Here is a 13,769-nt window from a genome sequence, read left to right as displayed (position 1 = left end):
CTGCGGCGGGGAGGAGCGGCACGATGACCGTCACAGAGACTGACAGGATCGAGATGGCCGACAGCGACGAATTCAGCCTGGACGAGATGTTCGACTGGCTGGAGCGGAGTCATGTCCCCGAGGGCTACAAGGTCGAGGTCGTCGAGGGGGCCGTTTTCATGTCGCCGCAGAGGGACGTTCACTGGTCCATCATCCGCAGGATCGTGCGAGCTCTCGAAGATCGTTTCGGGATGGATGTGAAGGTGCTCTCGGATGTGCGCATCGACTTTCCCGGGTGTAAGAACGGTTTCGCCCCGGATGTCGTCAAGGTCTCGCAGAACGCGGCGAAGACCGACCAGGGCCGTTGGCGCAGTGAAGACGTCGAGTTCGTCGCCGAGGTGATTTCCAAAGACACGGCGGGGAACGACTACGGCCCCAAGAAGGTGGCCTACGCGGAGGCTGGGGTTCCCGTCTACCTGATCGCGGACCCCTACACGGGCAAATGCCACCTGTTCACCGAGCCCAAGGAGGGCGACTACCTCAGTGAGCTGTCGGTTCACTTCGGCAAGGAACTCGACCTGACCGGCACCGCCGTGGATCTGATGCTCAAGACCGACGACTTCCCCCGCGACTGACGATCATGCTCCCCGGGGCGGGGCTGGGACGACCAACGCCCTCCAGCGCACAGGCAGACCTGTCCGTACGCCGGAGGGCGGGGCGCGTCACATGCGGTCGGACGCGCCAGGTGTGGGGGGTGACGCGAGGCGGGGCTCAGCCGTTGGCGAGGGCCTGCAGCCGGTCGAGGGCGCCGTTGAACTGGTTGTGGTCGCCGACCGTCGGGCCGGTGGAGGTGTACTGCCAGATGGTGTGGAAGCCCCAGCCCGCGGGCAGCTCGCCGACGGACGAGCCGTAGCGCGGGATCCACAGCGGGTTGACGCCACCGAAGGCGGCGGAGTTGCCCGTGCAGGTCTTCCACCAGCTGGTGGAGGTGTAGATCACCGGATCGCGGCCGGTGCGCGACCGGTAGGTGTTGCTGAAGTCCTTGACCCAGTTGACCATCGCACTCGCGCTCAGTCCGTAGCAGGTCGCGCCGTAGGGGTTGTACTCCATGTCGAGCGCGCCCGGCAGGGTCTTGCCGTCCTTGGACCAGCCGCCGCCGTGGTCGACGAAGTAGTTGGCCTGTGCGGCACCGCTCGAGTTGCCCGGCAGGGCGAAGTGGTACGCGCCGCGGATCATGCCGACGTTGTACGAGCCGTTGTACTGCTGGGCGAAGTACGGGTTGATGTAGCTGGTGCCCTCGGTCGCCTTGACGTAGGCGAACCGGACGCCGCTGCTCCACAGCGTCGACCAGCTGACATTGCCCTGGTGGCCGCTGACGTCCACGCCCTCGACGGTGGCGAGCAGCCCCGTCGGCGCCTCACCGGTCGTGGGTCCGCCCTCGTGCTTGGCTATCTGGGAACCCGCCCAGTCGTCCTCGGGATGGGGGATGGCCTTGTCGCCCTGCCCCTGGGCGGCGAACGCCGAACCGGGTAGTGCGAGGGCCATGGCGAGGAGAGCGGCGAGAATGCCGATCAGCGCACTGAGGGCGCGTCGGGCCGTACCAGGTCTGTGCACGGGCATGGCGTTGCCTCCGAAACCTCGGTGGGGGGAGAGGTGCTCCGATTGGAATGACCATGTCAGGACTTGGCGCTACGGGCGTAGACGCTACGGGCGTAGATAGGCAGGCGGAAGGGGGAGAGTGTGATGCCGTTGGTCTAATCCTGCGAAATACTGGTGGAGCTGCGGTAACAGCCGCGCGTGGTAGAAACTTTCACGAAGTGAAAACCCGGAGAGGGCTCTGACGTGCACAACAACGGGGCGTTGCCCCCCGAGCGGGGTGAGGGTGGCGCCGTGGGCGGCATTGGCGTGGACCATGCATTCCTGGCTCTGGAGCGCGAATTGGCGGTTTTCCTCCGCAGGGCCCGAGCCGCTTCGGGGGAATTGGCCCGGGAGGTCCACCCGGAGCTCGAATCCGCCGCCTATGGACTGCTGATGCGTCTGGAGGACGCCGGTGCGCAGCGCGCCACCGAGCTCGCGGGCTTCGTGGGCGTCGGTAAGGCCACGATGAGCCGTCAGCTCCGGGCCCTCGAGGGGCTCGGGCTGGTGACGCGGACGCCCGATCCGGCCGATGGCCGGGCCTTCCTGGTGGAGTTGACCGAGGAGGGCCGCAGCCGCTTCCGCGCCGTGCGCGGCGCACGGCGGGCGCGGTATGCGCGCCGCCTCGCCGCGTGGGAGCGCAGCGAGGTCGCCGAACTCGCCAGGCTGCTGCACCGGTTGAACGCGGAGCAGGAGGCCGACGACCGCGGTCAGGCGGCGCGTGCGGCGCAGGAGTAGGGCGCTCATACACGTCAGGATCGGCGACCCGCGCGCATCCGGCGACGCGAACGTGGCAACCGCGCTACCCCACTGATGAGGCGGCCCTTGCGGTCACGGCTCCACGAAGACCACGGCGGCGTCGTCATGGGTCTTGCCCCGGGGAAAGGCCGTACGGTCCGGATCGGCGTGCTCGGCCGCCCGCACCCGGTCGATCAGCGCCTGCGGGCCCTCCTTGCGCAGCAGCGCGAAGCACTCGGTCCAGTCGCCCTCACCGAACCTCTCCACCCAGCGCGACGCCCCGTCGGTGAGCGCCGCCAGCGCCCGCACCTCGCCGCGCGGGAGCTCCCCGGTGACCGCCTTACCGGAGACATCGGGGTCGGCGGCGGCGGTGAAGAAGCCGTCCGCCGCGTTGCGCAGCGGGGCGAGCCGCCGGCCCTCGGCCCGCAGCCGGTCGATGCGGTCGTCCAGGACCGGGGTCACTCCGTCATGGGTCCGCTCGATGAGCAACACCGAGTCGGACAGCACCAGATACTCGATTCGCTCCGCGTTCCAGCGCGCCGTGACGACCGTCGCCTGGGGCGTAAGAGGGTGAGAAAGGTCACATGTTGAACTATGGGCGGTGGCGGTTCGGGTGATCGCCTCGGAGAGGCACTGTGTCAGTGGCATATCCCGTCGCGAACCGGACAGTTCGAGCAGCGATCCGCCGAGCCGCGCGGTGAACCAGTCCACGCTGTGGACGCATCCGTCCCCTTCCTCGGGCGGGGTCACTCCGTCGAGCACCACCAGCGCACCGCCGCTCCCCGAGGCCGGGAGGGCTACCGAGGCGTAGTCCTCGTTGGGATATTGCCGATCGCCGGGGGCGGTCGCGAGTTCGATGCGCATTCCCCCAGTCTGCCGGAACTCTGTCGATCACCGCGTCGCCGAGGCCCGGACCGGATGTTGGTCCGTACCAAATCCGTCGCCGGTTGCTCCGCTGCCTGATTGGGGCGGGATTGACACTTCTGGGAAGCTGCGGGTGCGTATCTTGTCAGGGCGCCGAGGTCTTTACCAATCCGCGCAAGGTGGCGGGAAGGTATGGCCGCGAGTCAAAGTTGGTGGTCAACTACGCAATACGGTTCACTCGTTCGGGTGGCCGGGCGGGTGATGCGTACCTGCCCCAGACCCGTCCTGAAAGGGTCGGAATCCCTACCAGAGGTGGGGAAACACCATTGTTGATCCGTCGTCACCTCTGGTCCACGTCAGCGGTCGGGCGAGAATGGATTGTGAGCACCGGTGCGGAAGAAGCGGCTTCGGGGCACCACGCGCGATGCGGTCGGCGAGCCACGCCAGGATGAGGCGGCGCCGAGACGGCGCACCGTACGCGTCCGTCGTCGGCTCACCACGTCCGTCGCCCTCGTCTCCGTCGCCGTCCTCGGGGCCGGAACCCCCGCCGTCCTGCTCGCCCTCGACGACACCACCGACGCCCAGCACCTCGTCGACCTCGCGGAGACCAACCGCTCCACGGTGACCCTCGCCCACGCCCTCGCCGACGAGCGCGACGCCATGACCCGCTATGTCGCCGACGGCCGTACCTCGGCCTCCGGCCGCGGGGTCTCCGAGGAGATGCGCGCCCGGGTCGACCGCCGGGTCCGCGAAGTGCGCGGGGAGGTCCCGGCCTCGATCCGGCGGCGCCTCGACGCCCTCCCCGAACTGCGGCAGGAGGCGCTGACCGGCAAGGGCTCGGCCACCGACGTCTTCACCGCCTACACCCGCACCGTCCAGGCGCTGAACGGGATCACCGACACCCTCGCCCGCGGGCTCCCGGCCGACGCCGAGTCCGGCGGCACCGCCGCGCTGGCCCCGCTCGGCCGCGCGGTCGAGGAGGCGTCCGCCACCCGCGCACTGCTGCTGGCCGCGCTCGACGCGGGGGGCGGCCAGCCCACGCTGGTATCCGCCGCCCAGCGGACCAACCTCCGCGAGCAGTCCGCGCTCGACGACTTCGGGCAGCTCGCCCCGGCCGCCATGCGCGACGCCTACCAGCGCACCGTCAACGGCAGCGAGGTCGACTCCGCCGAGCGCTACCTCGTCCGGCTCACCGACCAGGGCCGCCTCGCGGGCAATGACTTCTTCCTCCAGAAGGGCCGCGTCGAGGCCGCCCTGAACGCCCGGATCGACCAGATGCGCGGCGCGCAGTCCTCGCTTGCCTCCGCCGAGGCGGCCCAGCTCGCGCGGGTGCGGGACGACGAGGTCACCGACCTGGAGCTGCGCATCGGCATCGTCGGCGCCGCCCTGCTGGTCGCCCTCGCCGCCGGAGTGCACAGCGCCCGCTCGATGACCCGGCCGCTGGCCGCGCTGCGGCTCGGCGCCCGGCGGGTCGCGGCCGATCCGGCGGCCGAGGAGCCGGTGGCCTTCAAGGGCCGCGACGACGAGTTCGCGGACGCCGTACGGGCGATCAACGAACTCCACGCCAAGGCCGCGCAGACCTACGAGCGGGTCGCCGAGCTCGAGCGCGAGCGCACCCGGCTCGTCGGCGAGCGGCAGCGGCTGGCCGATGAGCGGGACGGGCTGCGCGCCGAGCGGGACGCGGTCGCCACCCGTCTCGAGGGGCTGCGGGCCCGGGTCCACGGCAGCTTCGTCAGCCTCGCGCTGCGCTCGCTGGGCCTGATCGAGCGCCAGCTCGCCATCATCGAGTCCCTGGAGGAGCGGGAGCAGGACCCCGACCGCCTCGAGACGCTCTTCCAGCTCGACCACCTGGCCACCGGGATGCGCCGCTACGGCGAGAACCTCCTGGTCATCGCGGGCTCCGAGCAGAAGGCCACCCATCCGGGGCCGGTGCCGCTGCTGGATGTGCTGCGCGCCTCGATCAGCGAGGTCGAGCGGTACGACCGGGTGCAGATCCAGGCGCTGCCGCCGCATGCCCAGGTCGCGGGGTTCGCCGCGGACAGCGTCAGCCACCTGATCGCCGAGCTGCTGGAGAACGCGACATCGTTTTCTCCGCCGGACGCCGCGGTCCAGATCTCCGGCTGGCTGCTGGAGACCGGCGAGGTGATGCTCTCCGTCCAGGACGAGGGCATCGGCATGACGCCCGAGCGCTTCGTGGAGCTGAACAACCGGCTCGCGGACCCGGTGCCGGAGTACTGCCAGGGCCCCCAGCCGGAGGACCCGCTGGGCCTCGGGCTGTATGTGGTGACCCGGCTCGCCGCGCGCCACGGCATCCGGGTGCAGCTGCGCGAGCAGCAGCCGGGCGGGGTGGCGGCCGTGGTCGTCCTCCCGACGAAGATCCTCCCCTCCGGTCCGCCCGGCGCCGGGCTGCCGCCCGCCCCGCCGGTGGGCGCGACATTCGGCGCCACCGGACCGTCGTCGTTCCTGGGCTTCCCGGGCTCGGAGGCGGAGGCGAACTCCAACGCGCTGCCGGGGCAGGCCCGTTCGGCCGTGGTCGACCAGGAGGGTGTGGCGGGGGCCGACGCGGAGCCGCCGGCCGAGCCGGTCGCGCCGCCCGTGGAGCCGGACCCGGTGCCCCAGGCCGTCGAGCCGGTGGCCGAGCCCGCCGACGCCGCCGTGGAGCCGGAGCCGAGCGCCCCCTGGGCCGCCCCCGGTGAGCGGTGGGGGCTGACGGGGGACACGGGCCGCGACTACCCCATGGAGCCCACGCCGCCGCGTGGCCATCCGGCCGCGGAGAGCACCGGTGCGCTGCCCGCCCTGCCCAAGCGCGTCCCCAAGCTGGCCCAGACCGAAGGGCAGGACGGCGCCCGGTCCGGCGCGGACGACCAGGCCCCGGCGGCCCGGCCCGAGGAGCCGGAGGTCCCGGCCGTCGAGCAGACGATGGAGCTGACGCTCCGCCGCCTGCGCGAGAGCCAAGGGGACTCCGAGGACCGCGGTGGCCGCTCGGACCGTACGGATCCCGCCGACCCCGGAAGCCGCCAGGACCGCGAGGACCGTGGGGGTCGGGACGTACGTGCGGACGCCGCGAACCGTGCGGACGCCGACGGCCGCGACGCCCACGTGGACCCCGACGGCCAGGCGGACCGCGAGTGGTACCTCGGCGGCCACGGCATACGCCCGGTCGGCGCGGCCGCCTGGGGCCCGGCCAACGGCGGTCCGGCACACAGCGCCCCGGCGTCGTACGACGGCCCGGAAAGCAGCGCCCCGCCGTCGTCCGGCGGCGGGACGGCGGAGGGTGGTGAGCGGGCAGGCGGCGGTGAGCCGTCCGCCGATCCGTACGCCATCGGCCCCGACCAGCACGCCCGCCCGGACGACGAGGCGGCGCGCACCGACAAGGGGCTTCCCAAGCGCCGACCGCGGAACGTGGCCCTCCGGGAGCCCGATCCACGGGAGCGGACCGGCTCGGTGAACGCGGAGGAACTGCGCCGCCGGCTCGGTGGTTTCCAGCGCGGCGCCCGCGAGGGACACCGCGACGCCGCCGCCGAGGCCGCCGCCCGCGGCGAGCCCGCGCGGGGGCACGGAGGACCAGCAGGGCAAACGGGGGCGCAGAACGAGGGTGGCACGGTTGAGGAGGCACGCGGGTGAATGCGCCCAGTAGTACCTACGGGTTGAGTCGCGAGGCCCGTAATCTGCACTGGTTGCTGGCGAACCTGGTCGAGGAGGTGCCGGGCGTCCGCTCGGTCGTGGTCGTCTCGACCGACGGGCTGATGCTGCTCTCCTCCGACACACGGCACCACGCCGCGGCCGCGGCGGCCGATCCGTCGGCGCAGGACGGCCCCAAGGGCTCCAGCGCGGATCTCGCGACGATCGTCTCGGGGCTCGGCAGCCTCACGCTCGGCGCGGCGAAGCTGATGGACGCCGGCGGTGTCAAGCAGACGATGGTGGCGATGGACGAGGGCAGTCTGTTCGTCATGTCGATCAGCGACGGTTCGCTGCTGGGGGTGCACGCCACCCCCGACTGCGACATGACCGTCGTCGCCTATCACATGGCGCTGTTCGTGGGCCGGGCCGGACATGTGCTCACCCCCGAACTCCGCAATGAACTACGCAGGTCGCTGGAGCACGCGCAGTGACGGCCGCCGGGTCCGGCCGACCCGCCCGTAAACCCGCTCGCGTACGTCCGTACTCACTCACCGGTGGCCGCACCCGCTCCGGCCATGTGCTGCTGGTGGAGACCTTCGTTGCGGCGCTGGAGTCTCCGGACGGACGGCTCGACCTGGCCCCCAGCGGGTTGAACTCCCGGATGCTGCCGGAGATCCGGGCGATCATCGAACTGTGCGGCAGGATGCGCTCCGTCGCGGAGGTCTCCGCGATGCTCAAGATTCCACTCGGTGTGGTGCGCGTCCTGCTCAGCGACCTGGCCGACCAGGGAAAGATCCGCGTCTACGGCACCGGGCGGGGCCCCGGCCAGCCGGATCGCGCGTTGCTCGAAAGGGTGCTCAGTGGACTTCGCAGGCTCTGAGACGATCACGGCGACCCCGCCGGCGACGTCGGAGATACCCGGGGCCGGGATACCCGGGGCCGAGGAGGTGCTCCAGAGGTGGCAGACGGACCGCTCCCGCGCGCCGATCGCCACCAAGATCGTGATAGCGGGAGGCTTCGGCGTCGGCAAGACGACGTTCGTCGGCGCGGTCTCGGAGATCACTCCGCTGCAGACCGAAGCGCTGATGACGCAGGCCAGCGAGAGCGTGGACGACCTCGAGGCGACGCCCGAGAAGCTGACCACCACCGTCGCGATGGACTTCGGCCGGATCACGCTGGAGAACGATCTGGTCCTGTATCTCTTCGGCACCCCCGGTCAGCAGCGCTTCTGGTTCATGTGGGACGACCTGATGCGCGGGGCCATCGGCGCGGTGGTGATGGTCGACACCCGGCGCCTGGACGAGAGCTTCCCGGCGCTCGACTACTTCGAGAGCCTCGGACTGCCGTATGTGGTGGCGGTCAACCACTTCGAGGGGACTCCGCTCTACCAGGCCGAGGACGTACGGGACGCGCTCTCCGTGGCGTCCTCCGTCCCCGTGGTGATGATGGACGCCCGGCGCCGGATCGCGGTCGTGGACGCGCTGCTGGCGCTGGTGAGGCACGCCGTTGACGTGTCACCCGAGTGACGTAACGTAACCCCTGCTCCGCCCGTGGGAAGGAATGCTCCGTTCCTCGTTCCGGCCCGAGCTGAGGGAGTCGACAGCCATGCGGAAGATACTCATCGTGGGTGCCGGTCAGTCCGGCCTCCAACTCGCTCTCGGCCTCCAGTCCCGGGGCTACGAGCTCACGCTGATGTCCAACCGGACGGCCGATGAGATCCGCGGCGGGCGGGTGATGTCCACCCAGTGCATGTTCCGCACCGCGCTGGGCCACGAGCGCGATCTGGGGCTCAACTTCTGGGAGGAGCGGGCGCCGCGGGTCGAGGGGCTCGGGGTCTCGGTCGCCGGGCCGCCGGCTCCCGGGGGCCATCCACGGGTCGTCGACTGGCTCGGCCGGCTCGACGGCCACGCCCAGTCCGTCGACCAGCGGATCAAGATGGCCGGCTGGATGGAGACGTTCGAGCAGCGCGGCGGCCAGGTGGTCGTCCACGGCGCCGCCGTCTCCGACCTGGACGTCCTCGCCAGGAAGTACGACCTGGTGCTGGTGGCCGCGGGCAAGGGCGAACTGGTCTCGCTCTTCGGCCGGGACGCCGCCCGCTCCCCGTACGACACCCCGCGGCGCGCCCTCGCGGTCGCCTACGTGCACGGCCTCGGCCCGCGCCCCGAGCACCCCGGCATCGACGCGGTGCGCTGCAATCTCGTGCCCGGCGTCGGCGAGCTCTTCGTGATGCCCGCGCTCACCAACAGCGGCCGCGCCGACATCCTCTTCTGGGAGACCGTCCCGGGCGGCCCGGCCGACGCGTTCCAGGGCATCACCGACCCCTCGGAGCACCTGGAGCGCGTCCTGGAGCTGATGGAACACTTCACGCCCTGGGAGTACGCGCGAGCCACCAGGGTCGAGCTGACGGACGCGGGCGGCACGCTGTCCGGGCGGTACGCGCCGACCGTACGCCACCCGGTCGGGCGGCTGCCGGGCGGCGGTCTTGTGCTGGGCGTGGCCGATGTCGTGGTGGCCAACGACCCGATCACCGGCCAGGGCGCCAACTCCGCGGCCAAGTGCGCGGCGGCCTATCTGGAGAGCATCCTCGAGCGCGGCGACCGGCCGTTCGACGAGGAGTGGATGCGGACGACGTTCGACCGCTACTGGGAGAGCGCGCGGCACGTCACCAAGTGGACCAACACGATGCTGGCCCCGCCGCGGGAGCACACCGTGAACCTCCTCGGCGCGGGGTCCGTCTTCCCCGCCGTCGCCCACCGCGTCGCCAACGGCTTCGACGACCCCTCCGACTTCGAGAACTTCTTCTACGAGCCGGAGAAGGCGGCCGCCTATCTGGACGAGGTCAGGGAAGAGGCCGAGGCGGCTGCGGCTGCGACTGCGGCTGCGGCCGAAGCCGAGGCGGAGACTCGTGCCGCCGGAGCGGCCGAGGCAGTCGACGAGGCCGAGGCCGTCCGGTCCTTCCGCTGACACCGGCCGCCGCCGGGGCCGTCACCGCTTCGTGGCCACCCTGACCGGACCCGGGCGCACCACGCCCTGCAGCGGATTGGAGGCGAGCGGGGAGAGCTTCACCCGCTGGCCGGGGCGCGGCGCCTGGACCACCTGGCCGTTGCCCGCGTACATCGCCACATGGCTCGCACCCTTGTAGTAGATCACCAGGTCGCCGGGGCGCAACTGGTTGAGCGGCACCCGTGGCAGCCGGCGCCACTGCTCCTGGCTGGTGCGCGGGATGGTCCGCCCGGCATACGCCCAGGCGGAGGAGGTCAGCCCCGAGCAGTCGAAGGAGTCCGGCCCCTCGGCACCCCAGACGTACGGCTTGCCGATCTGGCTCAGCGCGTAGGCGAGCGCCCGCCGCCCGGCCTCCGCGGACGCCATGCCGGGGCGGCGGCCGGGGGACTGCTGGGGGCGCGGGCCGGGCTCGGTGACGGTGGCCACCGGGGAGGGGGTGCCCGCCGCCGGGGTGTCCCGGCCGCTGCCGGGGGCCGGGGTGGCGCCGCTGCCCGTGCCACCGTTCGAGGTGGCGGGCGGGCCCGCGGCGCCGGGGGAGGTGCCGTTCGCGGTGCCGCTCGCGGAGCCGAGCGCCCCGGAGGCGAGCAGTTTGCGCTGGGCCTTCGCGGTCTCCTGGCGTTCGCGCTGGGCCACCTGGGCGATCTGGCGGGTGCTGAGCGCGGCCAGCAGCTTCTCGATGGAGCGGAGCTGCTTCTTCACCTTGTCCCGCTGTTTCTTGCGCTTCGCGGACAGGGTCAGCTGTTTGTCCAGCGCGGTCCGCGCCCGGGTGGCGACGGTGTCGGCGCGCCGCTCGCCCTTGGTCAGCCGCTGGATCAGGGCGGCCTCGCGACCGGCCGCCCGGTCCAGCTCGCGCGCCTCGTCGGCGGCGTTCTCCGGATGCGGGGTGAGCAGGGTCAGCAGGAAACTGTAGGAGGAGAGCGCGCTGTGGCCCTGGTACTGCCGGCGGGCCAGGCGTCCCGCGTCGTCGTGGCTGACGGCGAGTTCCGTACGGGCGTGGACGAGCTGGGCCGTGAGCTCCCTGGTCCTGGTGCGCTGCTTGCGCAGCTTCTCCTCGGTCCCGTTGTACGCCTCCGTCGCCTCCTCGGCCTTCCGGTACAGCGTCTTGAGCTGCGTCAGCAGCTCGGATACGGACCGGTCGGCGGGGCGGGCGGGGGCGGCCGACGCCTTGGCCGCCGGAACGGCGGGCACCAGCGCGGCGGCCGCGGTGATCGCCGCCGCGCAGACCGAGCCCACGATCCGTCCTGACACGTGATCACCTCCGGCTTCGAGACGCCTCTGTTCGGCGTCCAGCTCAGCAGGGATCGTGGCATGACGTTCGTATCTTCAGGAGAATTGTGGGCGAGTCGGACGAATACGGTCACCCGTCCGGCGGGGGCCGTCACCCGGCCCGGCGGTCAGTTCGGCCCGGCGGTCAGTTCGGCTTGGACCACGGCCACTTCGGCCCGCCGCCCGGCTTTCCCTCCGGGTCGTACTCATAGGCCCAGCCCCGGACCAGGCCCAGCCGCTTGGAGGTGGCGGCGGGAACCCTGCGGTAGACATACACCGTCGGCGGTCCGCCCGCCTCGTCCTCCACCGGCACCTCGTAGCTCTTCGGCGGCTGGCCCGTGAGGCCGACCAGCACCGGCAGCACCCGGCCGTCCAGCGGCCCGCCCACGAAGGGCGTCTCCTCGCTTCTCACGCCATGACCGTACGTCGCACCGCGGCCATTCGTCTCATCCCGGCCGCTCGACCGTACGTCTCACCGGCCGTGCGCGTCACAGCAGATGCGACGCCTCGTCCAGCGCGGGCACCACGCGGCGCGCCAGCCGCCCGACCGGTCCCTCGGCGGGCTCCATCCTGAGCGCGGCCCTCATCACCCGGGCCGTCGGCGGATCGGTGGCCGCGGTGGCGGTCAGCATCGCCACGAACTGGTCCACCAGCCAGTCGCGCAGCTCCGCCGGCGACGGCCGCTTCTCCTCGTCCAGCCAGATCAACGAGGCCGCCTCGACGGCCGTGATCCAGGTGCGCACCATCATCCGCAGCCGCGCACCGGGCTCCTTGACCGCCAGATGGAGCAGGATCTCCTCGGCCGCCGCCCGCCGCACCTCGTCCACGATCGCGTTGGTCCGCGAGGTCTCGGCCACGCTGCCGCTCTGCAACAGCGCGCTGAACCCCGCGTCGTGCTCGTCCACGAAGGCCAGATAGCGGTCCAGCACCCGGCTCAGCCGGGCGCTGAGCGGACCGCTCCTGGGCTCCTCGAAGCACCGTTCCAGCTCATCGGCGGCGCTGCGCAGCGCCGCCTCGTACAACTGCTGCTTACCGCCCGGGAAGTAGCGGTAGACCAGCGGACGGGAGGCCCCGGCGGCCGAGGCCACATCGTCCAGCGACACGTCCTCGGGCGCGCGGTGGGCGAAGAGGCCGAGCGCGGCGGTGAGGAGTTCGGCGCGCCGCGCCTCGACGCTCAGCCTGCGGTAGCTGCCCCGGCGCGCGGCCGGTGGGCTCGCGGTGGCCGGGGGTTCCGCCGCCGGGCGCGCGGCGGCACTCGCCTCCGCCGGGGGTGTCGCCTCCGGGGGTGCCGGGGCGGTGCCGCTGCCTGTCGTCATGCCTGGCAGCGTAACCGCCCACCGTTACGAAGCGGATGCCCCCTTCGGCCCGACCCGAAGAGCCGGGCGGGTCCGGCGCGAACATGCCCTTGGGGCCGACGGCCCAACGTCCCTTGGCCCGGCGGCCGATGACTCCCTTGGCCCCAGCCCTACGGGATGTTCGGCGGATCTTCGCCCCCTGGGCCCCGGGGGCTGGGGCGGAGCCGCGCCTTCCAGCCCCTCCGGCGCTTGAGGAGCGGGGTCTGGGGCGGAGCCCCAGTTTCGGGAAGGGGCGGGGAGGGGAACAGCCCGCGACAGGCGCCCCCTAGGCCACGGGCACCCCTAGGCCAGCAGCCCCGAGCTCTTCCAGAGTCGGCGCCCGACGCCCCGCATCACCCCGACGTCATCGAGGAATTCGGTGAGCTTGCGGGCGCCGTTGCGCATCACCTCGCGCCGATGGGCGCTGGCCCGCACTTGAGCGACGGCCGCGCGGCGGTCGAGTCCCACGTCCGTGTAGACCTTGGGGTTGATGAACGCCTGCGAGAAGATCCGGGAGAACTCCCCGGAACCGATCCGGGTCAGCTCCGCCTCCCAGCGCGGCGCCCGCAGCATCTGGCGGCGCAGCTCCTCGCGCGCGTACCGCACATGGCGGGCCTCCTCGACCACATGGATCCGGGTCACCCCGCGAATCAGCGGCTGAACGCGCTCGTCGGGGAAGGTCAGCCGCTGCATCCAGTCCAGGATCTCCTCGCCGAGGAGGGTCGCGGTGAACGAACCGGGCGTGGTGGAGAACGTCTTGAAGAACCGGCCCAGGTTGTGGTGGAGCGGGGCGACCGGATACGCCGGGGTGCCGCCCTTGGTGATCAGCCGCGCGAACATCTTGGAGTGGCGGCACTCATCTTCGATCTCGGTGAGCGCGTACCGCACATGCGCGCTGGTCGCGGGCTTGTCGTAGATGTGCCGGGTGAGCAGCTGGATCAGGATGATCTCGAACCATATGCCCAGGGAGGCGAGGGCCGCCGCCTCGTGCTGGGACAGCAGCAGCCGCTGCTCCTCCGACATCCGGCGCCACATGGGCGTGTCGTAGAGCGACACCAGCTCCGGTGGCCAGAACCACTTGCCTGGCTCGAACGGCGCGTCCCAGTCCAGTTCGGTGTCGGGGTCGAAGGAGTGCTTGGCGGAGGACTGGAGCAGCCGCTCCGCGACCCGTTCGCGGTCCTTGATCAGCCCGAGCGCGTCCCGGAGCGCGGGTGGTTCGGTCATGGTGGACATCGTCGAGGGCACCTCACTGATGGCTCGGACACACACCGGTGGGAACGGTTACCGGCGGATACCTCTTATGAGACTCCGTGTCAGCAAGGCCGTCAA

General features: G+C 71.7%; 13 protein-coding genes. 7 read left to right on the top strand and 6 right to left on the bottom strand.

Features of this window, described 5'->3' with window-relative positions:
- Positions 1–23 precede the first annotated feature (23 nt).
- Positions 24–614 (top strand): Uma2 family endonuclease, encoded by a 591-nt coding sequence (locus NP777_RS25325; RefSeq protein ID WP_256652489.1) that lies wholly within the window; start codon positions 24–26, stop codon positions 612–614.
- A 136-nt stretch (positions 615–750) separates the two neighbouring features.
- Here NP777_RS25325 and NP777_RS25320 read toward each other — a convergent pair whose 3' ends face one another.
- Positions 751–1,599, bottom strand: a complete 849-nt coding sequence (locus NP777_RS25320) for a lysozyme (protein ID WP_256652488.1) — start codon at positions 1,597–1,599, stop codon at positions 751–753.
- A 222-nt stretch (positions 1,600–1,821) separates the two neighbouring features.
- Between NP777_RS25320 and NP777_RS25315 the strand changes: the two genes are divergently transcribed.
- Positions 1,822–2,352, top strand: a complete 531-nt coding sequence (locus tag NP777_RS25315) for a MarR family winged helix-turn-helix transcriptional regulator (protein ID WP_391858570.1) — start codon at positions 1,822–1,824, stop codon at positions 2,350–2,352.
- Positions 2,353–2,445: 93 nt separating this feature from the next.
- On the opposite strand, the gene NP777_RS25310 is transcribed toward NP777_RS25315, so the two are convergent.
- The gene (locus NP777_RS25310) at positions 2,446–3,216 is read right to left on the bottom strand and encodes a protein phosphatase 2C domain-containing protein (protein ID WP_256652486.1); all 771 of its coding nucleotides are present in this window, start codon (positions 3,214–3,216) and stop codon (positions 2,446–2,448) included.
- 390 nt (positions 3,217–3,606) lie between these two features.
- Here NP777_RS25310 and NP777_RS25305 point away from each other — a divergent pair, with 390 nt between their 5' ends.
- From NP777_RS25305 to NP777_RS25285, 5 genes are all read left to right on the top strand, one after another.
- Positions 3,607–6,840, top strand: a complete 3,234-nt coding sequence (locus NP777_RS25305; RefSeq protein WP_256652485.1) for a sensor histidine kinase — start codon at positions 3,607–3,609, stop codon at positions 6,838–6,840.
- Complete coding sequence (locus NP777_RS25300) at positions 6,837–7,328, top strand: roadblock/LC7 domain-containing protein (RefSeq protein WP_256652484.1); 492 nt, start codon at positions 6,837–6,839, stop codon at positions 7,326–7,328. Before NP777_RS25305 ends, NP777_RS25300 begins: the two co-directional genes overlap by 4 nt.
- Positions 7,325–7,717 (top strand): DUF742 domain-containing protein, encoded by a 393-nt coding sequence (locus NP777_RS25295; RefSeq protein WP_198278584.1) that lies wholly within the window; start codon positions 7,325–7,327, stop codon positions 7,715–7,717. The genes NP777_RS25300 and NP777_RS25295 overlap by 4 nt, the downstream gene beginning before the upstream one ends.
- A 34-nt stretch (positions 7,718–7,751) precedes the next feature.
- Positions 7,752–8,363, top strand: a complete 612-nt coding sequence (locus NP777_RS25290; RefSeq protein ID WP_106969044.1) for a GTP-binding protein — start codon at positions 7,752–7,754, stop codon at positions 8,361–8,363.
- Between the two features lie 79 nt (positions 8,364–8,442).
- A complete protein-coding gene (locus tag NP777_RS25285) occupies positions 8,443–9,801 on the top strand; it encodes a styrene monooxygenase/indole monooxygenase family protein (protein WP_256652483.1) in 1,359 nt (452 codons plus the stop codon).
- Between the two features lie 21 nt (positions 9,802–9,822).
- Here NP777_RS25285 and NP777_RS25280 read toward each other — a convergent pair whose 3' ends face one another.
- From NP777_RS25280 to NP777_RS25265, 4 genes are all read right to left on the bottom strand, one after another.
- Positions 9,823–11,088, bottom strand: a complete 1,266-nt coding sequence (locus NP777_RS25280; protein WP_256652482.1) for a C40 family peptidase — start codon at positions 11,086–11,088, stop codon at positions 9,823–9,825.
- 163 nt (positions 11,089–11,251) lie between these two features.
- On the bottom strand, positions 11,252–11,518 hold the full coding sequence (locus NP777_RS25275) for a hypothetical protein (RefSeq protein ID WP_256652481.1): 267 nt from the start codon (positions 11,516–11,518) through the stop codon (positions 11,252–11,254).
- Positions 11,519–11,594: 76 nt separating this feature from the next.
- Positions 11,595–12,422: a TetR/AcrR family transcriptional regulator gene (locus tag NP777_RS25270; protein ID WP_256652480.1), complete on the bottom strand. Its 828-nt coding sequence runs from the start codon at positions 12,420–12,422 to the stop codon at positions 11,595–11,597.
- 321 nt (positions 12,423–12,743) lie between these two features.
- Positions 12,744–13,673, bottom strand: coding sequence for an AurF N-oxygenase family protein (locus NP777_RS25265; protein WP_256652479.1), 930 nt, complete (start codon positions 13,671–13,673; stop codon positions 12,744–12,746).
- Positions 13,674–13,769: the final 96 nt, after the last annotated feature.

The sequence above is a fragment of the Streptomyces rugosispiralis genome (genome assembly GCF_024505145.1).
GTDB lineage: Bacteria > Actinomycetota > Actinomycetes > Streptomycetales > Streptomycetaceae > Streptomyces > Streptomyces rugosispiralis.
Note: the sequence above shows the minus strand (reverse complement) of the source record. Positions and strands in the feature narration are given on the sequence as shown.